Annotated in this window: 28 protein-coding genes; 16 read left to right on the forward strand and 12 right to left on the reverse strand. The window is 63.3% G+C overall.

Translation table 11 applies throughout. The annotated features are described in order from the left end of the window. Positions 1–89 precede the first annotated feature (89 nt). Positions 90–587, forward strand: a complete 498-nt coding sequence (locus ACR65N_RS14935) for a YciE/YciF ferroxidase family protein (protein ID WP_430304733.1) — start codon at positions 90–92, stop codon at positions 585–587. Between the two features lie 101 nt (positions 588–688). Here ACR65N_RS14935 and ACR65N_RS14940 read toward each other — a convergent pair whose 3' ends face one another. After that, a complete protein-coding gene (locus ACR65N_RS14940; protein WP_430304734.1) occupies positions 689–901 on the reverse strand; it encodes a hypothetical protein in 213 nt (70 codons plus the stop codon). 176 nt (positions 902–1,077) lie between these two features. Between ACR65N_RS14940 and ACR65N_RS14945 the strand changes: the two genes are divergently transcribed. From ACR65N_RS14945 to ACR65N_RS14980, 8 genes are all read left to right on the forward strand, one after another. Continuing rightward, on the forward strand, positions 1,078–1,410 hold the full coding sequence (locus tag ACR65N_RS14945; protein WP_440457650.1) for a DUF2934 domain-containing protein: 333 nt from the start codon (positions 1,078–1,080) through the stop codon (positions 1,408–1,410). Positions 1,411–1,696: 286 nt separating this feature from the next. Then, complete coding sequence (gene glgA / locus ACR65N_RS14950; RefSeq protein ID WP_440457773.1) at positions 1,697–3,160, forward strand: glycogen synthase GlgA; 1,464 nt, start codon at positions 1,697–1,699, stop codon at positions 3,158–3,160. Between the two features lie 169 nt (positions 3,161–3,329). After that, positions 3,330–4,184 (forward strand): NADPH-dependent oxidoreductase, encoded by an 855-nt coding sequence (locus ACR65N_RS14955; protein ID WP_440457651.1) that lies wholly within the window; start codon positions 3,330–3,332, stop codon positions 4,182–4,184. Positions 4,185–4,337: 153 nt separating this feature from the next. Beyond that, on the forward strand, positions 4,338–5,519 hold the full coding sequence (ssuD, locus tag ACR65N_RS14960; protein WP_440457774.1) for an FMNH2-dependent alkanesulfonate monooxygenase: 1,182 nt from the start codon (positions 4,338–4,340) through the stop codon (positions 5,517–5,519). A 50-nt stretch (positions 5,520–5,569) separates the two neighbouring features. Continuing rightward, a complete protein-coding gene (locus tag ACR65N_RS14965; protein ID WP_440457652.1) occupies positions 5,570–6,574 on the forward strand; it encodes an ABC transporter substrate-binding protein in 1,005 nt (334 codons plus the stop codon). Positions 6,575–6,578: 4 nt separating this feature from the next. Continuing rightward, complete coding sequence (locus ACR65N_RS14970) at positions 6,579–7,385, forward strand: ABC transporter ATP-binding protein (protein WP_440457653.1); 807 nt, start codon at positions 6,579–6,581, stop codon at positions 7,383–7,385. Further along, on the forward strand, positions 7,378–8,217 hold the full coding sequence (locus tag ACR65N_RS14975) for an ABC transporter permease (RefSeq protein WP_440457654.1): 840 nt from the start codon (positions 7,378–7,380) through the stop codon (positions 8,215–8,217). The genes ACR65N_RS14970 and ACR65N_RS14975 overlap by 8 nt, the downstream gene beginning before the upstream one ends. Positions 8,218–8,288: 71 nt before the next feature. Next, complete coding sequence (locus tag ACR65N_RS14980; RefSeq protein WP_440457655.1) at positions 8,289–9,359, forward strand: LLM class flavin-dependent oxidoreductase; 1,071 nt, start codon at positions 8,289–8,291, stop codon at positions 9,357–9,359. A gap of 15 nt (positions 9,360–9,374) precedes the next feature. On the opposite strand, the gene ACR65N_RS14985 is transcribed toward ACR65N_RS14980, so the two are convergent. From ACR65N_RS14985 to ACR65N_RS15005, 5 genes are all read right to left on the reverse strand, one after another. Beyond that, positions 9,375–10,109: an ABC transporter ATP-binding protein gene (locus ACR65N_RS14985; protein ID WP_440457656.1), complete on the reverse strand. Its 735-nt coding sequence runs from the start codon at positions 10,107–10,109 to the stop codon at positions 9,375–9,377. After that, positions 10,102–10,815: an ABC transporter ATP-binding protein gene (locus ACR65N_RS14990; RefSeq protein WP_440457657.1), complete on the reverse strand. Its 714-nt coding sequence runs from the start codon at positions 10,813–10,815 to the stop codon at positions 10,102–10,104. The genes ACR65N_RS14985 and ACR65N_RS14990 overlap by 8 nt, the downstream gene beginning before the upstream one ends. After that, positions 10,812–11,762, reverse strand: a complete 951-nt coding sequence (locus ACR65N_RS14995) for a branched-chain amino acid ABC transporter permease (RefSeq protein WP_430304744.1) — start codon at positions 11,760–11,762, stop codon at positions 10,812–10,814. The genes ACR65N_RS14990 and ACR65N_RS14995 overlap by 4 nt, the downstream gene beginning before the upstream one ends. Then, on the reverse strand, positions 11,759–12,637 hold the full coding sequence (locus ACR65N_RS15000; protein ID WP_440457658.1) for a branched-chain amino acid ABC transporter permease: 879 nt from the start codon (positions 12,635–12,637) through the stop codon (positions 11,759–11,761). The genes ACR65N_RS14995 and ACR65N_RS15000 overlap by 4 nt, the downstream gene beginning before the upstream one ends. Before the next feature lie 66 nt (positions 12,638–12,703). After that, a complete protein-coding gene (locus ACR65N_RS15005; RefSeq protein ID WP_440457659.1) occupies positions 12,704–13,972 on the reverse strand; it encodes an amino acid ABC transporter substrate-binding protein in 1,269 nt (422 codons plus the stop codon). 118 nt (positions 13,973–14,090) lie between these two features. On the opposite strand from ACR65N_RS15005, the gene ACR65N_RS15010 reads away from it, so the two are divergent. From ACR65N_RS15010 to ACR65N_RS15035, 6 genes are all read left to right on the forward strand, one after another. Then, positions 14,091–14,906, forward strand: coding sequence for an IclR family transcriptional regulator domain-containing protein (locus tag ACR65N_RS15010; RefSeq protein ID WP_440457660.1), 816 nt, complete (start codon positions 14,091–14,093; stop codon positions 14,904–14,906). Between the two features lie 123 nt (positions 14,907–15,029). Next, positions 15,030–15,605 (forward strand): NADPH-dependent FMN reductase, encoded by a 576-nt coding sequence (locus tag ACR65N_RS15015; protein ID WP_440457661.1) that lies wholly within the window; start codon positions 15,030–15,032, stop codon positions 15,603–15,605. 27 nt (positions 15,606–15,632) lie between these two features. Continuing rightward, a complete protein-coding gene (locus ACR65N_RS15020) occupies positions 15,633–16,445 on the forward strand; it encodes a citryl-CoA lyase (RefSeq protein WP_440457662.1) in 813 nt (270 codons plus the stop codon). Between the two features lie 9 nt (positions 16,446–16,454). Next, a complete protein-coding gene (locus ACR65N_RS15025; protein WP_440457663.1) occupies positions 16,455–17,633 on the forward strand; it encodes a CaiB/BaiF CoA transferase family protein in 1,179 nt (392 codons plus the stop codon). Positions 17,634–17,671: 38 nt separating this feature from the next. Further along, positions 17,672–18,532 carry a DODA-type extradiol aromatic ring-opening family dioxygenase gene (locus ACR65N_RS15030; protein ID WP_430304752.1) on the forward strand — a complete coding sequence of 287 codons (861 nt, stop codon included), beginning with the start codon at positions 17,672–17,674 and terminating at the stop codon, positions 18,530–18,532. After that, entirely contained in the window at positions 18,529–18,912 is a 384-nt protein-coding gene (locus ACR65N_RS15035; RefSeq protein WP_430304753.1) for a hypothetical protein, read from the forward strand. The genes ACR65N_RS15030 and ACR65N_RS15035 overlap by 4 nt, the downstream gene beginning before the upstream one ends. Before the next feature lie 79 nt (positions 18,913–18,991). Here the strand turns inward: ACR65N_RS15035 and glgX are convergent, their stop codons facing one another. The 3 genes from glgX to ACR65N_RS15050 all read right to left on the reverse strand — a co-directional run bounded on the left by glgX (position 18,992) and on the right by ACR65N_RS15050 (position 21,620). Further along, a complete protein-coding gene (glgX, locus tag ACR65N_RS15040; RefSeq protein WP_430304754.1) occupies positions 18,992–21,070 on the reverse strand; it encodes a glycogen debranching protein GlgX in 2,079 nt (692 codons plus the stop codon). Positions 21,071–21,147: 77 nt separating this feature from the next. Next, the gene (locus tag ACR65N_RS15045; protein ID WP_440457664.1) at positions 21,148–21,345 is read right to left on the reverse strand and encodes a putative periplasmic lipoprotein; all 198 of its coding nucleotides are present in this window, start codon (positions 21,343–21,345) and stop codon (positions 21,148–21,150) included. After that, positions 21,342–21,620, reverse strand: coding sequence for a hypothetical protein (locus ACR65N_RS15050; RefSeq protein WP_430304756.1), 279 nt, complete (start codon positions 21,618–21,620; stop codon positions 21,342–21,344). Before ACR65N_RS15050 ends, ACR65N_RS15045 begins: the two co-directional genes overlap by 4 nt. Positions 21,621–21,733: 113 nt before the next feature. Between ACR65N_RS15050 and ACR65N_RS15055 the strand changes: the two genes are divergently transcribed. Beyond that, positions 21,734–22,012, forward strand: a complete 279-nt coding sequence (locus tag ACR65N_RS15055) for a hypothetical protein (protein WP_440457665.1) — start codon at positions 21,734–21,736, stop codon at positions 22,010–22,012. Positions 22,013–22,328: 316 nt separating this feature from the next. On the opposite strand, the gene ACR65N_RS15060 is transcribed toward ACR65N_RS15055, so the two are convergent. The 3 genes from ACR65N_RS15060 to ACR65N_RS15070 are packed head-to-tail and all read right to left on the reverse strand — an operon-like array spanning position 22,329 to position 24,405. Further along, the gene (locus ACR65N_RS15060) at positions 22,329–23,390 is read right to left on the reverse strand and encodes a c-type cytochrome (protein ID WP_440457666.1); all 1,062 of its coding nucleotides are present in this window, start codon (positions 23,388–23,390) and stop codon (positions 22,329–22,331) included. After that, on the reverse strand, positions 23,390–24,025 hold the full coding sequence (locus tag ACR65N_RS15065; protein ID WP_440457667.1) for a cytochrome c oxidase assembly protein: 636 nt from the start codon (positions 24,023–24,025) through the stop codon (positions 23,390–23,392). The genes ACR65N_RS15060 and ACR65N_RS15065 overlap by 1 nt, the downstream gene beginning before the upstream one ends. Continuing rightward, positions 24,022–24,405 (reverse strand): hypothetical protein, encoded by a 384-nt coding sequence (locus ACR65N_RS15070; protein ID WP_440457668.1) that lies wholly within the window; start codon positions 24,403–24,405, stop codon positions 24,022–24,024. Before ACR65N_RS15070 ends, ACR65N_RS15065 begins: the two co-directional genes overlap by 4 nt. Positions 24,406–24,407: the final 2 nt, after the last annotated feature.

Genomic DNA, 24,407 nt, shown 5'->3' on the forward strand with positions numbered 1-24,407 from the left:
GAGGTGTCCGCCGGAACCTTATCAGCCGATGTCGGTTAATCCACCGCACCATCAATCATCCACATCCATGAATCGAGGAGAGAAGTATCATGGCTGCCAAGACGCTTGACGACCTGTTCTACGAACAGTTGAAGGACATCTACTACGCAGAACGCAAGATCGCCCGTGCTCTGCCGAAGATGGCGCGCGGCGCCCAGAGCGACGCCCTGAAGCAGGCGTTCCTGAAGCACAAGGAAGAGACCGACACGCAGATCGAACGTCTGCAGCAGGTCTTCGAACTGATCGGCAAGCGCGCCCGCGGCAAGACCTGTGCGGCGATCGATGGCATCATCGAAGAGAGCGAAGAGATCATGGAGGAGTTCAAGGACACTCCGGCGCTCGACGCTGGCCTGCTGGCTGCCGCCCAGGCCGTCGAGCATTACGAGATCAGCCGCTACGGTTCGCTGCGCGCATGGGCAAAGCAGCTCGGCATGAAGGAAGCGATCGCTCTTCTGGAAGAAACGCTTGCCGAAGAAACCAAGACCGACGAAGCGCTGACCCAGCTTGCTGAAAGCACCGTCAACTCCGCAGCTCAGAAGGCTGCCTGATCTATCCGCGGTCTGCTCCACGAGCGGACCGCATCTCTCCACCAGAATGAAAAAACCCGCGGTCGAGGCCGCGGGTTACCTATGCAGACAGACGATGCAGCTCAGGGATGGATCGGCGACGTGATCTTGACCATCTCGCCATTCAGCGCCTGGGTGCGGAAGACGATCCGCTTCATGGCGCTCATCTCTTTGGCGGAATGGACCTTTGCCGCCTTCAGGGCGAGATCGTAGCACGGGTATGATGCCGACGGCTGGCCATCGGCAAGGTAGATCCAGCCCGTTTCGTGCGGAAGGATATCGAAGCGCTTTTCCATGGGAGTTCCTCCTAACTCGCGCACCGAACGCTGCTGAAGAAAAGAAGTTCCTCATAAAGGCGAAAAAAGGGCACAAATGGGGATTGCCAGCCTTAGTTGCAGCGCACAAAATTAATTAGGGCGCGGAACCTTCCGGCTCGCTTGGTGTTGTTGAGCTTGGGCGAATGGAGAGGAAGATGGCGGTCTCAGACGAGTGGATTAAAAGCAGGGCCTACGCGCTGTGGGAGGAGGAAGGACGCCCCCACGGCAAGCACGCAGAGCATTGGGAACAGGCACGACAGGAATATTCCTCGCAGAACGGCACGGGCGCCAAGAACGGTTCGGACCGTGCGAAGGGCATTGCCGCAGAGCCTGCGCCGACCGACCCGGTCATCGACACGGCACCGGCGAAATCTGCCGGGGCATCCACCGGTAAGCAGAAGATAGCGCCCAAAGCGGCCGCAATCATCAAACCGGATGCCGGATCAGCTGCGAAGAAGCGACCGGCGCGCAAGGCCTCCACAACCTAGCGCACTATCACAATCCAATCTCTATGTCCCGCCGCGAAACGCTTCGCGGCGGCAAGTGTTCTGTACAGTTCTGTGGATATGGCATGCAATCTCGCTTCGGTCGTGATCCGATTTCCTCACTCGCATGGAACGCTGGACTTGCTCTCCACGTTTGCCAGGACGCGATGGATGCGCGGAGAAGTTCGCAATGATGAACGCTCCCTTTACCTTCGATGATCGCCGGAACAGGCTCGGCAGCCGGGACGGTTTCAGCGGTACGAACCAGTGGAAGCGGGATCTGCCACGAATGAAAGTGCTTTCGGTTACTTCGGAACTGTTTCCTTTGGTGAAGACTGGCGGACTGGCCGATGTGACCGGATCACTGCCCAAGGCTCTGATGTCCTGCGGCATGGAGACCACCTCGCTTCTGCCCGGATATCCGGTGGTAAAGCAGCAGTTCGACACTGCAGTTCCCGTCATGCATTTCGACAATCTTCTGGGTGAGCAGGCGACGCTGCTGCGCGGCGAGTTTGACGGTCTCGATCTGTTCGTCCTCGACGCGCCGGCGCTATTCGACCGGCCGGGCGGACCCTATGTCGACGCCGACGGCAACGACCATGCGGACAACTGGAAACGCTTTGCTGCGCTGTCGCGGGCGGCGGCCGAAATCGCCAATGGCCTGTTGCCGGACTGGCAGCCGGATCTGGTTCATACGCATGACTGGCAGTCGGCGCTGACATCCGTCTACATGCGCGAGATGGGCTGCAAGGTGCCGGTGGTGATCACCATCCACAACCTCGCCTTCCAGGGCCAATACGGCGCCGACCGGCTGAGCGCGATCGGCCTGCCCGACAGCACCTACACCACCGAATGCCTCGAATATTTCGGCGACATCTCCTACCTGAAGGGCGGGCTGCAGACGGCTGACGCCATCACCACCGTCAGCCCCACCTATGCCCGCGAGATCCTCACGCCGCGTTTCGGCATGGGCCTCGACGGCGTCCTGAACGAGCGGGTGATGTCGCTGCGCGGCATCGTCAACGGCATCGATCTCGACGTCTGGGATCCGGCGACCGATCCTTTTCTGCCGCGCAACTACGGCGCAACGACGCTGAAGCGCAAGCGTGAGAACCGCAACGTGCTTTTGCAGCGCTTCGGCCTCGAAGAAGACGATGGCCCGGTCTTTTCGGCCGTCACGCGCCTGACCTGGCAGAAGGGCATGGACATGTTCGCCGATACCGCCGACGAGGTTCTCTATCGCGGCGGCAAGATCATCGTGTTCGGCAAGGGCGACCACGAGATTGAAGAAGCGTTGAAGCGGACAGCCGCCCGCTTCCCGGGCCGCATGGCGGTCCATATCGGCTACGACGAACCGACGGCCCACCTGATCCATGCCGGCTCCGATGCCATCGTTCAGCCGTCGCGGTTCGAACCCTGCGGCCTGACGCAGCTCTACGCCCTGCGCTACGGCTGCGTGCCCGTTGTCTCGCGAACCGGCGGTCTATCGGAAACCATCATCGACGCCAATGATGCGGCGATGTCCGCCCGCGTCGCGACCGGCTTCCAGTTCCACCCGGTCAACCCGGACGGATTGCGTCTCGCCCTGCGCCGGGCACTCGACACCTATTCGGATACCCGCAACTGGGCGCGCCTGCAGAACCAGGGCATGAAGACCCGATTTTCCTGGGAGCGCAGCGCCGAGAAATACGCCGCGATTTACCGGGAGCTGGTCCGCCGTAGGATCGGCGATGCACAGGCGTTCGACGCCTGACGATCGAGATCGACGAAACTCGGAAGAACCCAAAGCCGGTGTCGCAAGACGCCGGTTTTTCTGTCTGGGGCTCCACCCGGCGGCTGGTGACGCGGTTGTTCTGTGGCGAAACACGCCCTATAGGCAAAACACCCGCCAGATAGACGCAACCGAGACAAGGTGCCGCCAGATGTCCTCCCCTCGCTTCGCAGCCGCCTCCGCCGCGCAAGGTTCCCACGACGAACTCCTGCAGCGGCGCTACGGCGAAAGCCAGCCGGCCGACACATCCGATTGGAACGCGGCCCTCGACGCCATGCTGTCGCACCGCTCGGTGCGCACCTATCTGCCAAAGCCGGTTCCCGAGGGCGTGCTTCAACTGGCCATCGCTGCTGCACAGTCGGCACCGACATCCTCCAGCCTGCAGGCCTGGAGCGTCGTCGCGGTGGAGGATCGCGACCGCCGTGCCCAACTGGAAAAGCTCGCCGGCCCCAATCCGCAGATCGTTTCGGCGCCACTGTTCCTAGTCTGGCTAGCCGATCTCTCCCGCCTGCGCGGCATCGCCAGCCGCGAAGGCCGCACCGGCGAAGGTCTTGATTACTTCGAGAGCATCCTGCTGGCGTCGATCGACGCGGCGCTGGCGGCCCAGAATGCACTCGTGGCGCTGGAATCGCTCGGACTTGGCACATGCTATATCGGCGGCATCCGCAACCATCCGGCCGAAGTCGCGGAGATGCTCGGCCTACCTCCGGAAGCCTTCGCGGTGTTCGGCATGACCGTCGGCTACCCCGATCCGGCGGTCGCGACCGAGATCAAGCCGCGCCTGCCGCAGTCCCTCGTCCTTCATCGCGAGCATTACCAGCAGGCAGCACCCGACGCCGATCTCCAGGCCTATGACGACCGGATGCGCGCCTTCCAGGCAGGTCAGGCAATGGCAACGCGCGGCTGGACAAGCGTCGCCGCCAGCCGCATCGCCGACACCGCCGCCTTGAAGGGCCGCGACAGGCTGCTCGAAACGGTCCGCCGGATGGGCTTCAAGGTGAAGTAGGGCGCCGCCTCTCAAACTCGAAATGGGGTTCGCCATCCTGACCCGGCAGTAGTTATCCCGTGGCGCCCGGCCCGGAAGAACAGAATAATCTTCCTTCTCTATCGATCCGGTCGACTTTAGCCTTGCCTTCAACTTGGGTAGGAGAAGTCGATGATCACTGCTGGAAACGCTGCAGGTAGAACAGAACCGCTGAACTTCTTCTGGTTCATCCCGACGCATGGAGACGGCACCTATCTCGGCACCGAGCACCTGAGCCGCAGGCCGGAATTCCGCTATTTCAAGCAGGTTGCCATCGCCGCCGACGAACTCGGTTTCGAAGGCGTCCTCCTGCCGACGGGCCAGTCCTGCGAAGACAGCTGGATCACCGCGACCGGCCTGTCGGTGGTCACCGAGCGCTTGAAATACCTCGTGGCGCTGCGTCCCGGCGTCACCTCCCCCACCTTTGCAGCGCGCCAGACGGCGGCGCTCGACCGGCTGAGCAACGGCCGGCTGCTGCTCAACGTCGTCGTCGGCGGCAATCCGACCGAGCTTGCCGGGGACGGCATCTTTCTGAGCCATGACGAGCGTTATCAGCAGGCTGCGGAATTCCTCGACATCTGGAAACGGCTGCTGGCCGGTGAGACGGTCGATTTCGACGGGAAGTACTACAATCTGAAGGGCGCCCGGTCGGATTTTCCGACTGTCGGACAACCGCACCCGCCTCTCTATTTCGGCGGATCGTCGGAGGCCGGACAGGATCTCGCGGTCGATGCCACGGACATGTACCTCACCTGGGGTGAGCCGCTGGAGCAGGTGAAGGAGAAGATCGACACGGTACGGGCCAAAGCTGCCCGCACCGGGCGCCGGATCCGCTTCGGCATGCGCATCCATTTCATTGTCCGCGAAGACGAGGACGATGCCTGGCGCGCCGCCGACCGGCTGATCGCCCATATTTCCGACGATCAGATCGAGCGCTCCTGGCAGCGTTTTCAGAAGGAGATGGATTCCGTCGGCCAGCGCCGCCAGGCAGCCCTCCACGGCGGGCGCCGCGACAAGCTCCTGGTTGCGCCCAACCTGTGGGCGGGGGTCGGCCTTGTGCGCACCGGCGTCGGCACGGCGCTCGTCGGAACGCCAGCCCAGATCGTCGAGCGGCTGCGCGAATACCAGGCGCTCGGCATCGATACCATCATCGGCTCCGGCTATCCGCATCTCGAGGAAGCCTACCGGGTCGCCGAACTGCTGTTCCCGCTGCTCGGCATCGACGCCAATCGGCGGCAGGGCCTGCGCGACAGCGTCGCGAACGAATTTGCCGTCGGCGACTATGGCGGCTCGAAGCTCGCCAATGCTGCCGGCTGAACGACGATCGCTTCTTTCGTAACTCCCTTTTCCGCTCACGAGGCCGCTTCATGATCCACTCTCTAAAATTCATTGCAGCAGCGGCGTTGGCGCTGACGACACTTGGTCCGGCCACGGGCGCTTCCGCCGAGGGGCTGATCCGCATCTCCCAGCAGTTCGGTACGCTCTATCTGCCGCTGCACGTGATCCGCGACCAGAACCTCCTCGAGAAACACGCCAAGGCGCTCGGCCTCGACGAGATCAAGGTGGAATGGGCACAGCTTTCCGGCGGCGACGCCATCAATGCGGCGCTTCTCTCCGGCTCGATCGACATCGCCGCCGCCGGCATCGGCCCGTTCCTGACGCTCTGGGGCCGGACGGACGGCGAGGTTAAGATCGTTGCAGGCCTTGCCAATCAGCCGAACTACCTGATCAGCAGCAATCCCGACATCAAGTCGCTCAAGGATTTTGCCGCCACCGACAAGATCGCCCTGCCGGCGGTCGGCGTTTCGGTTCAGGCGCGCATCCTGCAAATGGCCGCGGAGAAGGAGTTCGGCCAAGGCAACCAGGGCAGGCTGGACAACAACACGATCACCCTGCCGCATCCGGATGCGACGGCAGCGCTGCTTTCCGGCTCCACGGAAATCACCTCGCACCTCTCCAACACGCCGTTCCAGGAGCAGGCCCTGAAGGACCCGAAGATCCACAAGATCTTCTCCTCCTACGATGTGCTCGGTGGACCGGTGACGCCGACCTATCTCTACGCCACCACCGAGTGGCGGGAAGAAAACCCGAAGACGTTCCAGGCCTTCTTCGAAGCGCTGAAGGAAGCGAGCGCCTGGATCGAAGCCAACAAGAAGGCGGCGGCCGAGACCTATGTGCGGGTCGAGAAATCCAAGCTTGATCCCGCCTTCATCCAGTCGCTGATCGAGGCTCCGGAAAGCAAGTTCACCGTCGTTCCATCGCGCTCCTTCGCGTTCGCCGACTTCCTCTACCGGACCGGTGCCATCAAGAAGAAGGCCGAGAGCTGGAAGGACTATACCTTCGACGAGCTGCACGGCGAGAACGGAAGCTGAAGCCATGCTCGCACGCGATCCTCATCCTCCGGCCGTCTTCGAAGTCGACCGCCTTACGCTGGACTACCCGACCGCGAAGCACACGGTTCGGGCCGTCGACGACGTTTCCTTTCGCGCAGCAGAGGGCGAGCGCCTCGTGCTGCTCGGGCCTTCGGGGTGCGGCAAGTCGTCGATCCTCAAGGCAGTGGCGGGCTTCCTAAAGCCTGCCGGCGGGGAAATCCGCGTGCGCGGCCGCGCGGTCACAGGGCCCGGCCCCGACCGGATCGTCGTCTTCCAGGAATTCGACCAGCTTCTGCCGTGGAAGACGGTCCGTCAGAACGTCGAATTCCCGCTGCACAGGGCAAGCAGCCTGTCCAGAACGGACGTTCGTGAGCGCTCCGAGGCAACACTGAAAAAGGTCGGGCTGGAGCGCGTGCTCGACAGCTACCCGCACACGCTGTCCGGCGGCATGAAGCAGCGCGCAGCGATCGCCCGCGCGCTGGTGACCGATGCCGACGTGCTCTTGATGGACGAACCTTTCGCCGCGCTCGATGCCCTCACCCGCACCCAGCTGCAGGGCGAGCTTCTCGATCTCGCCGAGGAGCTCGGCTTCACGCTGCTGTTCGTCACCCATTCCATCGAGGAGGCGATCCTCATCGGCACCAAACTGCATCTCCTCAGCCCGCATCCCGGCCGGACGATCACCAGCCTCGACACGCGCGATTTTGACCGCGGCGATCTGGGCAGCGCGCGGCTGGAAGCGCTGTCGCGCGAGGTTCACGCCCTGCTGTTCCCGCCGGTCACCAGCACAAAGGTGCTCCAGCATGTCTGATTTTAGCGTGCCCGGGACCGCGACAGGACAACGCCAGGGTTGGGACCGGATCCGCGATTTCGCCTGGAACTCGCCGGCGATCCGCAAGATCCTGGTCCTGGCACTGTTGGCGCTGATCTGGGAACTGGCCGCCCGCTACAACGGCAAGCCGATCCTGTTTCCCACCTTCACCGCCACCATGACGGCGCTTTGGGAAGCGATCACCACCGAGAACCTTCTGCAGTCTGCCTGGGCATCGCTCTACGTGCTTTTGAAGGGCTACGTTACTGCCATTGCGCTGGCCTTCGTCTTCGTCTCGCTTGCCGTGGTCAGCCGGTTCGTCCGCGAGCTGCTGCAGACGCTGATCTCGATGTTCAATCCGCTGCCGGCGATCGCGCTCTTGCCGGTCGCGATGCTGTGGTTCGGGCTTGGTGAAAAGAGCCTGCTGGTCGTGCTGGTGCATGCGGTGCTCTGGCCTTTCGCGCTTGCTGCGCTGACCGGCTTTGAGAGCGTGCCGGAAACCCAGCGGCTGGTCGGGCGCAATTACGGACTGCGCGGCCCCTCCTATGTGGTGCGCATCCTCATTCCGGCCGCCCTGCCCTCGATCCTCTACGGCATGAAGATTGCCTGGGCGTTTGCCTGGCGCACGCTGATCGCTGCCGAACTCGTCTTCGGCGTCAGTTCGTCCGCCGGCGGGCTCGGCTGGTTCATCTTCCGCAACCGCAACGAGCTGTTCACCGACAAGGTGTTTGCCGGTCTGGCGATGGTCATCATCATCGGCCTGCTGGTCGAGGGCATCATCTTCCGGATTGTCGAAAACGTCACGGTCCGGCGCTGGGGAATGCAGCGCTAGGCTGCTCCACCGCCTTGTCCGAAAGCACAGAACCCATGGCCGCATGTCGGCCCTCCAATGCAGGCAGTCGCATGAGCAGCAATTCCGAGTTTCTCTGGTATATCCCGAACGACGTGAAGACCGGCCACCGCGGCGACAACAGCGGCGCGAGCGCCAACAACCTGGAGACACTGACCGCCCAGGCGAGGGCTCTTGAGGATCACGGCTGGAAAGGCGCGCTGATCGGCACCGGCTGGGGTCGGCCCGATACCTTCACAGTTGCAGCAGCGCTTGCCGCACGCACCACGACGTTCGAGCCGCTGATTGCCACCCGGCCCGGCTACTGGCGCCCCGCCAATTTCGCCGCCGCGGCGGCGACGCTCGACCAGCTGACCGGCGGCCGCGTCAAGGTCAACATCGTCTCCGGTCAGGACAGCCTGTCCGCCTATGGCGACAGCGAGGGCGATCAGACGCAGCGCTATGCACGCACCAAGGAGTTCATGCGGCTGGTGCGACGACTTTGGACGGAAGAGGACGTCAGCCATGCAGGCGAGTATTTCCAGGTGACAAACTCCACCGTGGCGCCGCGGCTCGAGCCGCGCGGCGCGAGGCGCCACCCGCAACTCTATTTCGGCGGCGCATCGGAGGCCGCTGAACAGGTGGCGGCGACGGAAGCCGACGTTCAGCTTTTTTGGGGCGAGCCGCTGGACGACGTCGCCGAGCGGATCGCACGGCTGAAGACGCTCAGCCGCGACCTTGATCGCGACCTGCCGCCGCTCGAGTTTGGCTTGCGGATCACCACCCTCGTCCGCGATACGGCCGAAGCAGCCTGGGCGGATGCGCAAGCCAAGGTGGCTGACATGGCCCGGGTGAAGGGCGCCGGCTGGAACGACCATGGCGGTCCGGTCGCGGTCGGACAGCGCCGGCTGCTCGACCTGCAGGCGCGCGGCGATGTCATCGACGACAACCTCTATACGGCGCCGGGCAAGTTCGGCGGCGGCGGTGCCGGCACGACGTGGCTGGTCGGTTCTGCCGAGGAGGTCGCCCGGTCCCTGAAGAAGTATCGGGACCTCGGCATTACCCACTTCATCCTCTCCGACACGCCTTATCTCACCGAGATCAAGCGTCAGGGCGACACCCTGCTGCCGCTGCTGCGCGGCTGAGACGTCTCGACCTGCCTAGTGCGTCGTCCCGAGCATCGCCCGGCGCAAGTCGTCATGGGCAATTTCGCCGTCGGAGCGCTTGAACTCCTTGCGGATGCTGCCATGCGCCAGCACGTAGGCGCGCGACGAGACGTCGATCGCCTGGAAGAAGCTCTGCTCGGCCATCAGGATGGTCATGCCGCTCTTTTCGCGCAGATGTTCGATCGCGGCCAGCACGTCGCGCACCACGATCGGTGCCAGGCCGACCGACGGCTCGTCGATGACGACGATCTTCGGCGAGGTCATCAATGACCGGGCGATTGCCAGCAACTGCTGCTGGCCGCCGCTCATGGTCGAGGCGATCTGCCGGCGCCGTTCCAGGAGAAGCGGAAAGGTGTCGAAACAGTAGGCGAGGTTTTCCTTCATACGGTCGCGGACCACCGGATTGCTGCCGGCGAGCTTGAGATTGTCCTCGACCGAGATGTTCGGCACAAGCCGGCGGCCCTCCGGCACGATCGACAGGCCAAGCCGGACGATCTCGTGCGGCTGCAGCCTGGTGAGATCCGTGCTCTTGCCGTTCCACTCGAGGAGGATCCGCCCGGCACTGGCGCGCACGAAGCCCAGCACGCAGTTGAGCAGCGTGCTTTTGCCGTTGCCGTTCATGCCGAGCAGCGCCACCATCTCGCCCTCGTTGAGTTCCAGCGAAACGTTGCGCAGCACGGAGACGGCGCCGTAGCCGGCGGACAGATTGTCGATGATCAGCCTATTCACCGAAATACACCTTCTGAACGAGCGGGTTGTCGGCGATCTCCGCCGAGGTGCCGGTGGCGATCAGCCGGCCGGTCTCGAAGCAGACGATCCGCTGCGAAAAGCGCATCACCGCATGCATGATGTGCTCGATCATGATCACCGCTACACCGGACCGGTTGAGCGCGAAGAGGATTTCCAGAACCTCGTCTATCTCCTCGTCCGACAGTCCGGCCATCGCCTCGTCGGCAATCAGCACCTTCGGATTGCCGACCAGGGCGCGGGCAAGCTCGAGCTTGCGCAGTTCGAGCTGCGATAGGGTTTCGGAGGCATCGGCGGTGCGGCCCGACAGCCCGACGCTTGCCAGCACCGCGTGGGCCCGCTCCGCCTTGCTGCCGTCGACATGGCAGTAATCGAGCGGCACCAGAAGGTTTTCGAGAACCGTCATGCCGGTGAAGGGACGCGGGATCTGGAAGCTGCGCGAGATGCCGAGCCGCGCCCGCTTGTGCGCCTCTATATGGGAGATGTCGCGACCCTGGAAATGTACCGAACCTCTGTCCGGAGCGTAGACGCCGGTGATGCAGTTGATCAGCGTCGTCTTGCCGGCGCCGTTCGGACCGATGATGCCGAGCCGTTCTCCGGCCGACACATCGAGATCGACCGGACCGAGCGCCCGAAACGATCCGAAGATCTTCTCGACCCCCTTCAGGGACAGGATCGTCTCGCTCATGACCTCGCCCTCCCCTGCTTGCGGCCGAAGAGTTCGGCAAGTCCGCCCGGCGCGAAGGCGACGAAGGCGATCAGCACCAGACCGACGAACAGGATGTTGAGCTCGGAGGATATGGTCACCGTGGCGATCTGTTGGACCGAGGCGAGCAACAATGCGCCGAGGACCGGGCCGACCCAGCTGCGAGTGCCGCCGATCAGCGGCATGGCGATGGCATTGAGGCCGATGATCAGGCTGAAGGCGGTGACCGGCTCCACATAGGAGGTGTAGAACGGATAGGGCGCTCCGGCTGCCGCAAGCACGGCTCCGCTGAGTGCACAGGCGAGCAGCTTCAGGCGCAGCGTCGGTACGCCGGAACATTCGGCTGCATCCTCGCTCGCCCGCACGGCACGCAGCCCGCGGCCGATCCACGAGATCTCGACGAACCGGGCGAGCGTCACGGCAGCGGCCGCAATGATCAGCATGACGGTGAAATTATACTGCGACGGCCCAGGGCTCCAGAACGGCTGACGCGGCCCGTAGACGGCCATGCCGCTGGCGCCGCCAAGCGCCGGGATGTTGTGGACGATGGTTTCCAGCACGACCACGAGCCCGAGCGTCGCGATGGCGAAGTAGACGCCCTGGATGCGCAGTGTCAGATAGCCCATCAGCAGGCCGAGCACGGCGCCGAGGATGGCTGCGGCAAGGATGCAGAGCGGCAGCGGCAGGCCGAGCGTCGTGAACAGGAAGGCCGACAGATAGACGCCCGCGCCGAAGAAGCCCGCCGCGCCGAAATTGATGTAGCCGGCATAGCCGCCGAGAATATTCCAGCCGGTGGCGATCGTCACATATTGCAGGACGACGTAGCCGACGAAGAAGTAGAACGGGTTCTTCAAGACCCAGGGCATCAGGAAACCGAGCACGAGGACGATGGCGATGCCGACGAGGAAGAGGATGGAATTCTTGGTCATCGCGCTGCTCCGAACAGGCCCTGGGGGCGGAGTGCGAGGCCGAGAAGCAGGATCGCGAAGGCAACGCCGGGAGACCAGGAAGGATTGAGGTAGCTGGAGACGAGCGCCTCGGCGATGCCGATGACGATGGCAATCACCAGGCTGCCGGGGATCGAGCCCATGCCTGCCAGCACGACGATGGCAAACACACGGCCGATCTGGAAGCGCCCGGAAAACGGCTCAATCGGGCCGACCATGATCAGTGCGGCGCCGGCGACCACGGCGGTGGCGGTGGCGATGCCGAAGGCGTGTCGCTTGATGGATGCCGGGTTGAGCCCGGCGATCGACAGGGCCCGCTCCTCATGCGCCACGGCGCGGATGGCCGTGCCGGTATTGGTGCGGCTGAGATAGAGCCAGACGGCGCCGATCATCACCGGCGCGAGAAGCGCCGGGATCAGCAGCCGATAGGGAATGGTGAGGATGCCGAGCCGCAAGCTGGAGCCGATATAAGAGACGTTGACCGATTTCAGCTCGGAGCCGAAGCTCAGCGACAGCAGGATCTCGATCACCAGCGACAGGCCGAAAAACAGCGTCAGGCTCTGCAGCACGTTGGCGCCGCCGCGCCGCTCGAAGAGCCGCGAGTAGAACAGGTAGAGCACAACGCCGAGAAGGTAGAAGGGAACGAGGCCGATCAGCGCCGCGAGGATCGGATCCACGCCCCACTGGGCCAGCGTATAGACGAAGAAGGCCCCCGCGATGACGAGCGTCGGGTGGGCTATATTGGGTATGTGCAGAATACCGAAGGTGATCGCCAGACCAAGCGCCAGCGCCGCATAGACACTACCCAGCAGGATCCCCGTCACCAGGGCATTTAGCAGAATGTCGAATGAAAGCATGATTAGGCCCTGAGCCGGCATCACGCCGGCTCTCTGGATCGTTGGAGAAAATGACGTGGCCGGTTGTCAGCCGGCGCGGGCCTTGTTGTAGGGACCGGCGAGATCTCCCGTCTTCAGCGACGGCGGATCCAGGATCACCTGGCGACCGGGACTGCGGAACTGTTCCAGATCATTGCCCTTGATGCCGCGCAACTGGACCATCAGCACCCGCCGCTCCTTCCAGTCGCCGATCTCGTTGAAGGCGATCGGGCCGGCAATCGTGTCGACCGTATTGGCGTGCAGGAATTCTGCCATCTTCGCCGGATCGACCGACTTGGATCCGGTGATTGCCGCGGCGGCCAGCTGGCCTGCGACGTAATAGAATGGCGGGATGTAGTAGCCGAGCGGATCGACGCCCTGCTTCAGCGCGATCGGCGTATAGCGGTCGAAGAAGTTCTTGATCTCCGGCGTCTGCATCGTCGGCTCCGGCACAAAGGTGTGCGAGTTGACGAGGCCGTTCAGTTCCGGGCCGAGTGAGCTCAGAAGCGCGCCGTATTGCGGACCGATCATGCAGCCGCCGAAGATCTTAACCTTATCGGAAATGCCGATTTCCTTGACGCCGCGGATGATCGCCGTGCTGTCGGCCGGATAGGATGCGATGAAGATCGCATCGGGATCGGCGGCATTGATGTTGCGGATGATCGACGAGAAGTCGCTGGTATTCGGCGGGTAGCTCTGGTTGAACACGACCTCCATGCCGTATTCCTTGCAGACCTCTGCACCACCCTTGGCAGCGTTCTTGGAAAACTCCAGGTCGGCATTGATGATGGCGACCGTCTTCACCCCTTGCGCCTTGGCAAGATCAAAGAAGCCCCGGGCCCAGTCGCGGCCGGAATTCGGCCCCCAGGGGCCGCTGTGGAAGAACTTGTCGTGCCGCGCCACGTCGTTGCCGGCAAGCCCGAACATGCCGATCATGAACAGGTCGCGCTGTTTGATGAAGGGCATGACCGGGGCGGAAAGATTGGCACCGTAGGGCGAGAAGAGCACGTCGCAGGCATCGACGTCGACGAGCTTGGAATAGATGGCCGGGACGTTGGCGGCGCTGCTCTGGTCGTCATAGGTGATCAGCTCGACCTTGCGGCCAAGCAGGCCACCGGCGGCGTTCACGTCGTCGCGCCACAGCTCGTAACCGATCAGGCCGTTCTTGGTGCTTGAGAGCGGACCGGTGAGCGACACGCTCGCTCCCACCCGGATCGGCTTGTCCTGCGCAAACGCCTTGCTGCCTAGGATCGCCGGAGCGGCCAGTCCGGCAGCCGTCGCCGCCATCAGCTTGTGAAAATCCCGTCTCGTCTTCATCGTTTTTTCCCTCCCAAGAAAATTCGCTGTACGAATAAATATTCGCATAACGATAGGCAGTAGGTCTTGCGCTTGTCAATCCCTTGTGCGAACGAAAAAGAAAAGGCAGGAGAATCCCATGATCGACAGCAAGTCGTCCGACTTCGTCGAAGCCCTCGCGAGGGGCCTGTCCGTCCTGGAAGCTTTCGACGCCGCGGATCCGGAAATGACGCTCGCCGAACTGTCCCGCAAGGTCGGCATGTCGATCGCCACTGTCCGGCGCAACGTCCTGACCCTTGAGGCACTCGGCTTCATTCGCCGCCACAACAAGCACTTCCTGCTGGCACCCCGCATCCTGTCGCTCGGCTCGTCCTATCTCAACGCCTTCAAGGTGGAGGAAGCGGTGACGCCCGAGCTTCACCGGATCACCGCACAATTCGGCGATGCCGCCAACATGGCGGTGCTCGACGGCACCAACGTCCTCTACGTCGCCCATCTGTCGGAAAGCCTCGGTGTGCGTCGCAACGCCAGCCTCGGCGTGACCTATCCGGCCTATGCCACGTCCATGGGCCGGACCCTGCTCGCCGCGCTGCCGGAGGAGGACCTCGACCGCTACTTCCAGGCCTACAGCCCGGTCAAGCTCACCGACTACACGGTGACGGACGAGGCGGAGCTGCGCAAGACGCTGGTCGAAGTGCGGGCGAGCGGCTACTCGATCACCGTCGACCAGCTCGACTACGGCATCACCGCAATCGCCGTGCCGGTAAAGGATACGACCGGCCGCGTCGTCTGCTCGATCAACAGTTCGGGCTATACGCCGCGACTGACGCCCGACGAACTGGTCGAGCAGCGCCTGCCGGAACTTCGGCTTGCTGCCAACCGTCTATCCCAGCTTTTTGCCCGTTTCCCGACACTCGTTCACTCGCTGGCACCGGCTCCGCCGACGGCGCGATAACGACCCGGCACTCTGTCACCGGATCCGATTTCGACGGGACCGGTCTTGACAGGCGTCTCTACAGCTATTCATTATACGAATATAAGTTCGCACAGCGAATATTTTGGGAGCTGGGAGGGTCTCATGACACGGTTGAAGATCGCCGTCATCGTTGGCAGCGCCCATCAGGCATCGCTCAACAGGCTGCTGGCGCTGGCGCTGACCCGGCTCGCCAGTCACGAGATGGAATTCGACTGGGTATCTATCCACGACCTGCCGCTCTTCGATCAGGACCGTCTCGATCATGGGTTTCCGGATGCCGCCGAGCGGCTGAAAGAGCAGATCCGCAGGGCCCACGGCCTGCTGATCCTGACACCGGAGCATAACCGCTCGATCTCGGCGATGCTGAAGAACGCCATCGACTGGGCCTCCCGCCCGTTCGGCGCCAGCGTCTGGGCCGGCAAGCCCGCAGCGATCGCCGGAGCATCCTATGGGCGCATCGGCACCGCCGCCGCGCAGCAGCACCTGCGGGCCGTGCTTGGCTGCCTCGACGTGGCGGTCATGGGACAGCCGGAAGCCTTCATCCACCTGGTGCCCGGCCTCATCACGCCCGAAGGCGACGTGACCAATGACGACACCCGCATCTTTCTGCAGGGCTACATGGACCAGTTCGAGCGCTGGGCCCGCCGCTTCACCGACACCACCGACATCACACCCTGACCATCGTCAGCATCTGAGGACTTCCGCATGAAAATCGGCAAGCAATCAGCCCCCTACCAGGCGATCTGCACCTCCAATCCCGACACGATCATCGTCCGCGGCCACGACCTGGTGAACGACCTGGTCGGCTCGATCTCCTTCACCGAATATACCTGGCTGCTGGTGGCCGGCACGCTGCCCGACGACAAGCAGCGCCGCATGCTGGACGCGACGCTTGTCGCCATTGCCGAGCATGGGCTGGTGCCGAGCGTCCAGGCGGCGCGCATGACGCTTGCCGCATCGCCGGAAGCCGTCCAGGGCGCCGTCGCGGCGGGCCTTCTCGGCTGCGGTTCGGTGATCCTCGGGGCATCGGAATCGGCCGGCGCCTTCTTCCGCGACGTTCGTGAATTGAAGGAAGCCGACGGCAGCTCCACGGAAGCGGCCGCCGAAAAGCTGATGCGGCGTTACAAGAACGACCGCAAGCCGCTGCCGGGATACGGACACCCGCTGCACAAGGGAAGCGACCCGCGCGCCGAGCGCCTTCTCGCCATTGCCGCCGAACTGGGGCTGTCCGGCATCCACTGCGAGATTGCAAAAACAGTCGAAAGATTGATTCCTGACATCATCGGCAAACCGCTGGTCATGAATGTCTCGAGTGCCATTCCGTGTGTGCTGCTCGATGCCGGCTACCCACTGCTGGCGCTGAAGGGGGTGCCGCTTCTGGCACGCACCGCCGGCCTCATCGGCCATCTGCTGGAAGAACAGACCCGGCCGATCGGCTTCATCATGTCCCACGCCGCAGCAGGCGCCATTGATTACGACGGTCCCGCGCCAACGGGTTTCGTCGCGAACGAGAACTAGGATCCGGACATGCTCACCGCTCTCAATCATATCCGCATCGTCGAACAGGGCACCTTCATCACCGGTCCCTGCGCCGGCATGATGCTTGCCGATCTCGGCGCCGACGTTATCAAGATCGAATCGCCCGGCAACGGCGACCCTTACCGCAGCTTCAAGACAGGCTTCTACAGCGCCCATTTCCAGGCCTACAACCGCAACAAGCGGGCGATCGGCCTCGATCTCAAGAATGACCAGGACCGCGACGTCTTCTATCAGCTGATCGCCCAGGCGGACGTCTACATCCAGAATTTCAGGCCCGGCGCCGCCGGCCGCTTCGGGGCCGATTACGAGACGCTCGCCAGGATTAATCCGAAGCTGATCTACTGCTCGATCAGCGGCTTCGGGCCCGACGGACCCTATGCGCAGCGGCCGGTCTACGATTCGGTCGCCCAGGCGGTCAGCGGTTTTCTCAGCGTCGCCATCGATCCGCAGCAGCCGCGGTTCATCGGACCAGCGCTCGCCGACGCGATCACCGGCATCTATGCCGCACTGGGCATATCCGCGGCCCTGGTGGAGCGCGGCGTCTCCGGCAAGGGCAAGCGCATCGACATCTCGATGATCGAGGCGATGATGCATTTCGCAGTCGAGCCGTTCATGGGCTACTTCGCGCTCGGCGAAGAACCGAGCGGCGTCGACCGCCCTCGTCTGGCCCAGGCCTTCATTGTCCGGTGCAAGGATGAAAAGCTGTTCGCCTTCCACCTGTCGTCGCTCGACAAGTTCTGGGACGCGCTTGTCGAGGCGGTCGACGGCCAAGCGCTCGCCGCCGATGACCGGTTCTCGCAGCGCCTGAAGCGGATCGACAACTACGAGGCGCTGAGCGCCGAACTCAACGCCATCTTCGCGACCCGCAATCGCGGCGAATGGCTGGAGCGGTTCGATCGCTTCGATGTGCCTTTCGCCCCGATCAACAGCATATCCGAGGTGGTCAACGACCCGCAGGCGCAGCATCTGGGCATGTTCGTGCCGGTCGCGGGACGCATCGAGGGCGCCGAGCAGACGGTCCGGCCGGCCTATTCGTTCGACGGCAAGCATGCAAGCACCGTGCGCGCCGCACCGGTCGTCAACCAGCATGGCGACCAGATCCGCTCGGCACTGGGAAGCGATCCGAAGAAATGGCCGGAAATGCAGCCGGCCGCGCCGGCTCATTGATCATCAGGTCCGACAGAGAAAGCACTTGGGAGGAGAACATGGCAACTTTGGCAGCGGTCCTTGCGACCACGCACCACCCCTTTTACCTGAAGGCGACAACCATGCCGCCGGAACAGCAGATCCCGCAGGCGCCAGAATGGAAGCGCAAGATCGAGGCCTATCGCGAGACGCTGACCCGCGCCAAGCCGGACATCCTGGTGATGATCGGATCGGACCACTTCCACCAGTTCTTCCTCGACAATTATCCGACCTTCATGATCGGCAAGGCGCCCCGCTACGACGCGACCTTCTACAACGAGGAACGCGAGTTTGGGCTGCCGAAATACGTGCTCGAAGGCCATGAGGAACTCTCCGAGTTTATGCATCGCGGCCTGATGGATCGCGGCTTCGACTTCTCCTTCAGCCACGAACTGAAGCTCGATCACTCGATCATCTGCCCGATCATCACGACGCGGCCGCAAGCCGACCTTCCGGTCGTGCCGATCTACACCAACATCTTCGCGCCGCCGCTTCCCTCACCCAAGCGTTTCTGGGATCTCGGCCGGGCCATCCGCGAGGTCATCGACGCCTTCCCCAGCGACAAGCGGATCGCGGCGATCGGCAGCGGCCACCTGTCGCTGGAGCTTGGCGGCCCGCGCCAGTTCAAGGAGACCGGACCGGACCCGGAGTTCGACCGCAACGCGATCGAATGGCTGTCCACCGGCAACATCGAGGCGATCCTCGAAAACGTCACCCACGACAGCATGACGAAGAGCGGCAACGCTACGCACGGCTTCATGGACCTGATCCTGATGATGGGCATCGCCGGCCCCACGCCGACCGCCTACCACGACAATCTTGACCTCTTCCACACGATGGAAGCCTACTTCACCTGGTATCCGGAAGGAGCTGCGGCATGAGCAAATACTATGTGAACAAGTTCCTCTTCACCGTCGACCGGGACCCGGAGCTGCTGCGCCGCTACAAGGAAGATCCGCGCAGTCTGGTGGCCAGCTGGGAGCAGTCGATCGGCCCGCGTCTCAACGATGCCGAACTGTCGACCGTCCATTCGCTGACGGATGCCGAACGCGAGGCGCTGATCAACCACGACTACGTGACGCTGTTCGAGATGGGTGCTCATTTCTTCCTGTCGCTGACGATCTTCATCGCCATCTACGACGAGGATTACATGGCAAAGAGCGGGCCCTTGTCCTTTCAGCGCGAATACGCCGAGAAGCTGCATCACTGGACGGGCAAGGACTATCCGACCGTTGCCATGTGGCAGGCGGCGAGCATCTAGGCACGCCAAGACAGTCTCCAAGCACGAACGCAAACGGCCGCCCGATGGGCGGCCGCAGCAGTTTAGATGACAGTCGAGATCAGGCGCGGCGGAACAGCGCCAGGCTGCGGCCTTCGAGTTCGAAGTCCCGCTCCCGGGTGATGACCTGGCCGCGCTTGTTGACGTCGGACGTCGTCAGTTCCAGCACCCAGCCGCCCTCGCCGAACTGCGGAATGCGGAACGGCACATTGCCTTCGAACGGGTTGAACAGCAGCAGCACGTCGTGCCACACGCCTTCCTCCTCCTGGAGGTCGCCGCGGCCGATGTAGAGACCGATGGTCGAGCCTTCGTCCCACTGCTCCGCCGTCTGGAAGCCGCCGCCGGCGTTGAACCACTTGATGTCCATGCCGTCGCGCCAGTTCTCGCGACGCAGCAGCGGCTGCTCCCGGCGCAACGTGATCAGCCGGCGCGTGAAGTCGCGAAGCTCCTCGCAGCTTTCCGGCAGGTTTTCCCAGTGTACCCAGGAAATCTCGCTGTCCTGGCAGTAGCCGTTGTTGTTGCCCATCTGGCTGCGACCGAACTCGTCGCCGGCGAGCAGCATCGGCGTGCCGTGCGAGAAGAACAGCGTCGCGAGGAAGTTGCGCTTCTGGCGGTCGCGCACTGCGATGATGTTCTCGTCTTCAGTCGGGCCTTCTTCACCGTAGTTGTAGCTGCGGTTGTCGTTGTGGCCGTCGTTGTTGTCTTCGCCGTTCGCCTCGTTGTGCTTCTCGTTGTACGAGACCACGTCGTTCAGCGTGAAGCCGTCATGGGCGGTGATGAAGTTGACGCTTGCCCACGGACGGCGACCGCGCTGGTCGTAGAGATCGCCGGAGCCCAGCAGGCGCGCGGCAAAGTCCGTCGGGACGTTGTCACCCTTCCAGTATTCGCGGGTCGTGTCGCGATACTTGTCGTTCCACTCGGCCCAGCCCGGCGGGAAGCCACCGACCTGATAGCCGCCCGGACCGATGTCCCAGGGCTCGCCGATCAGCTTGACCTTCGACAGGGTCGGGTCCTGGGTGATAGCATCGAAGAAGCCGCCGCGTTCGTCGAAACCTTCCGGCTCGCGGCCGAGGATCGTCCCGAGGTCGAAACGGAACCCGTCGACATGCATGTGCTCGACCCAGTAGCGCAGCGAATCCAGCACCATCTGCAGGACGCGCGGATGCGAGGTGTTGACGGTGTTACCAGTGCCGGTGTCGTTGATGTAGTAGCGGTGATTGTCGGGCAGCGTGCGGTAGTAGGAGAAGTTGTCGATACCCTTGAACGACAACGTCGGCCCGAGCTCGTTGCCTTCGGCCGTGTGGTTGTAGACCACGTCGAGGACGACCTCGATGCCGGCATCGTGGAAGGACCGCACCATGTCGCGGAAGCCCTGGATGCCCGACGGACCGTAGTAACGCGAGGACGGCGCGAAGAAGCCGATCGTGTTGTAGCCCCAGAAATTGTGGAGCCCCCTGTCCAGAAGGTGCTGGTCATCGGGAAACTCGTGCACCGGCATGAGTTCGACCGAGGTGATACCGAGGCTCTTGATGTAGTCGACGGTGGCCTTGTGGCCCATGCCGTCGAACGTGCCGCGCATGTTTTCCGGGATCGCCGGGTTCAGCTTGGTGAAGCCCTTCACGTGGGTTTCGTAGAGAACCGTCGATGGCCAGCTGACGCTCGGGCGATTATCGCCGCTCCAGTCAAACGCGTACGGATCAATGACCCGGCACTTCGGCGTGAACGGGGCGCTGTCGCGCTGGTCGAACGTCAGGTCCTTGTCTTCGTGCAGCAGGTCATAGGCGAAATGCGCATCGTTCCACTCGAACTTGCCGACCAGTTCGCGAGCGTAAGGGTCGACGAGCAGCTTGTTCGGGTTGAAGCGATGACCGTTTTCCGGATCGAATGGACCATGCACGCGGTAGCCATAAAGCTGGCCCGGCTTCACGCCTGGCAGATAGCCGTGCCAGATCTCGTGCGTGTATTCGGGGAGCTCGACGCGACCGATCTCTGTCTTGCCGGTCGGATCGAACAGGCAGAGTTCGACACGTTCGGCATGCGCGGAAAAGATGGCGAAGTTGGTTCCCTGGCCATCATAATTGGCTCCGAGTTGGAGCCAGGAACCGGATTCGACGGTAAAGTTGGTTGATCTGCTGTCCATGCCGCACCTTCTTCGAAATTCGTGTCCCAACAAAGCGCGACCGCAGCTTTCGTTCCCACGCAGTTGTGCAAACGAGCCTAAGGCCGGGGAGAGGTCGAGGGGACGTCGCCGCCTCTTCCAGACTCAGGCGTCGGGTCCCGGCTGGCCGGCGCAGGATTGGCGCCGGTGGTGCTCGGCGGCGGTGTATTGTCGATTGGATCCTGCTGCGTATTGTCGCTGGAATCGCAACCCGCCAGCAGCACCACGGCGGCGCCGACGATCAGGAACCTCTTCATCGGCTGACCTCCTTGACCGCCGTCCGATCCGCCTTCCGGCGGTCAAAGGCCACGACCTTCTCGACGGCGGCGATATCCGCCTCGCTTGCTGCCGGAACCGGATCGCCGGCGATGGCTTCCAGCACTTCCGGCGAAATGGCGCCGTTGCGGATGACATATTCCAGCGCCTCGCGCGTCGCCCTCTCGGCCTTCAGCTGGGCATAGAGCGCGAGAATAAGACGATCGCGCACGTCGCGGCCCGGAGGCGCGGTTCCAGCGGTCGCTAATCCAGACATGGTGTTTCTCCTGAACCTTTAATCTGCCGGGTAAACTTTCCGCCGCGCCGCATTGTTCCCTCACGACGATGCCGCACTAGGTTGAAGAGACTGATGGATGAGGAGAACACATCATGGACGTGGCACTATCGAGTTCTGAATCGCTGGAAGGCCGGCTGAACGCCCATCGCGAACTGCTGATTGACTTTGTCGCAGCACTGCTCGGAGGCGCCGAGAGCATCCAGTCGTTCACCCGCAGGCTGTCGGAAGACGCCACTTTCAAGGATAACGAAGAGGATCCAGGCGTCATGCCCGATGCGAGCTTTGCCATCGAGCAATCGGCTGCGAATGAGATCCGTTCCATCCTGGAGGCGGCACGCGCCCGCGCGGCAGCACTGCGCCGGATGGCCTGACGGACCATCCCTTGAGCGGCCGGAACATCCGGCCGCAGCCACCCCATCGGCTGCGCCTGTCATCATTCTGACAGGATCTCAACGCATTTTTCACACCTGTGGCGATTGTGTGGAACCGGAAAGGCAGATTGTCCGTTTCGGCAGCACAAGACACAAGGGAGTGTGGACATGACGCGCGAATGGATGGAAGCTGCAAGCCTGGTTCTGGCAATCGCCACCTGCTACATGCTGATCATACCGGTCTGAAGAGACGGCCAGCCCCGGCGGGCTGGCGCATTCAAGTTGGACGATCCGGGGCGCTAGCTCGGAACGACGCTCAGCGGACAGCCTCGCGACCGGCATAATAGGCCGCCAGATCCTCGATGTCCTTGTCCGTCAGATTGTCGGCGGCGCGTGTCATCAGGTGGCTGAACGATCCCCCACCCCGATACCCATCCCGAAACAGTCGAAGCTGCTGCGCCAGATACGGAACGCTCTGGCCTGAAAGCCGTGGGAATGCCGGATTGCCGTCAGCTTTTTCGTGGCATGTCGAGCAGGCGGGGATCTGATTTTCGGCCCGGCCGCGCAGCGCCAGCTGTTCACCCGCAGCAGCATCTGCACCGCGAGGATTTCTGTCTGCAGCCGCAATCCCATTGCGCGGCAGTCCGGCAAAGTAAGCCGCCAGACGCCCCGCATCCTCAACCTTCAGGCCATTGACGGCGGTCTGCATAATGCCGCTGTGCCGCTCACCTTCCAGATAGGCGACGAGGCTGTCGCGCAGATAGTCCGGCGACTGGCCGGCAAGGCTTGGGATGAGGCTGCGCCCGTTGAGCCGATCCTCGGCGTGACAGGACTGACAGCCAAGCACGTCTGCCTGGCCCGCCGGTTCACCTGGCGCGAGCCCTGCCAACTGCCGGTAGCGGGCGGCATCCATGCCCGGAAGCTGGCGCAGGAAGGCGACCATCGCCCACACCTCGTCCTCCCGGTGCTCGGCCGCCCAGGCCGGCATGCCTGTAAAGCGCACGCCATGCTGGACGATCTGGAAGAGTTGGGCATTGGTCCAGGTCGGAACCTGCGGTGCAAGCTCCGGCGGCACCGGCAGCATGCCGAAGACAACTGCCGGCCGCGCGCGGGCCGGCGAGCCATGGCACATGGCACAGCCCTGCTCGTAGTGAGCGGCTGCCATCGGCAGCATTTCCGGATTGTCCAGTGGCGGCACTGTCTTTCCGAGTGCTGCGGTCCGGATCGAACTGCGCATCGTGTAGTGCAGGAACCAGTCGGTGATCGACCAGTGCCCGGAACTGGCGCCGATGCCGATGAGGCCGCTCCAGGCGACGAAGAGGCCGACGAAGGGCGCCACGACGGCGGCTGCGATCAGGTATTTCCAGCGAACGAACATCAGCCCTTCCCGTGTTTGGCGGCCGGCGGCGCCTCGAGCGTGCGGGCGAGAAGCGCCACTCCGCCTGCCAGGTAGACGGCCGCCCCGATGAGCAGCATCACCACGCCTCCCACCTGCTGGTCCTGGCTTGCCGTCAGCGTCATGCCGAAGCAGGTGACCAGGCCCGCGCCGTAAAGAGGCCGTGTCGCAAGTGACAGCAGCGCACCGAGCAGCGTCATGTGCATGGAGGTGAACAGCAGGCCGAGCGTGCCCGCGAGCCGCCGCGCGTCTGCCCCGGCACCGCCGCCGCCGAAGCAAGAGAGCCAGAGCACCAGGCCACCGATCAGGAAGCATGCCTGTTCGGTGGCACGCACCAGCGGGTATGTTTCCGAGAGCGCCCGCAGCGCCGGAAGATGCCAGCCCCAGATCACAACCAGTTCGATCATCGAGGCCGAGATCGGCGTCACCATCGGCAGCCGGGCGACAAAATCATGGCGCGTGCCCGAAATGCCGATGGCGATCAGCGGTGCCGCGCCGGCCACAACCGCCATGTGGACGATCATGTGCACTGAGAACGAGGCAGCGTTCTCGATCGCCAGCAGCATCCAGGCCAGGACCAGAAGTGCAAGACCGGCGATCAGGCAGATCCGCTTCATGCCTGGCACTCCGCCAGGAAGATCAGCGGGATCGACGTGTAGAAGACGGCGACGAAGCTGAGACCGCACAGCAGCAGCGTCGCAAAACCCTGGAACAACCGGCGACCATGCTCCGTCGGTTCATCGTGTGGCGGATCGCCGGAGCCAAAACCCCACTGCCGCCAGGCGAGATAGCCGGCAAAGACGATGAAGGCGAGCGATGCCAGGGTGAACGCGCCGAGGATCCATCGGTAGTCGTTGAAGCCAAGGCCTAAGAACCCAGGCTTGGCGCAGTAGATCGCCATCACGACGTAGCAGACGAGGAAGTGCAGCGCCCAGACCGTCGGCGCGGTGAACAGCGTCCAGAGAGTTTCGACTTCGCGAGGGATGAAGCTTTTCATGG

Source organism: Rhizobium sp. SAFR-030, assembly GCF_059415005.1.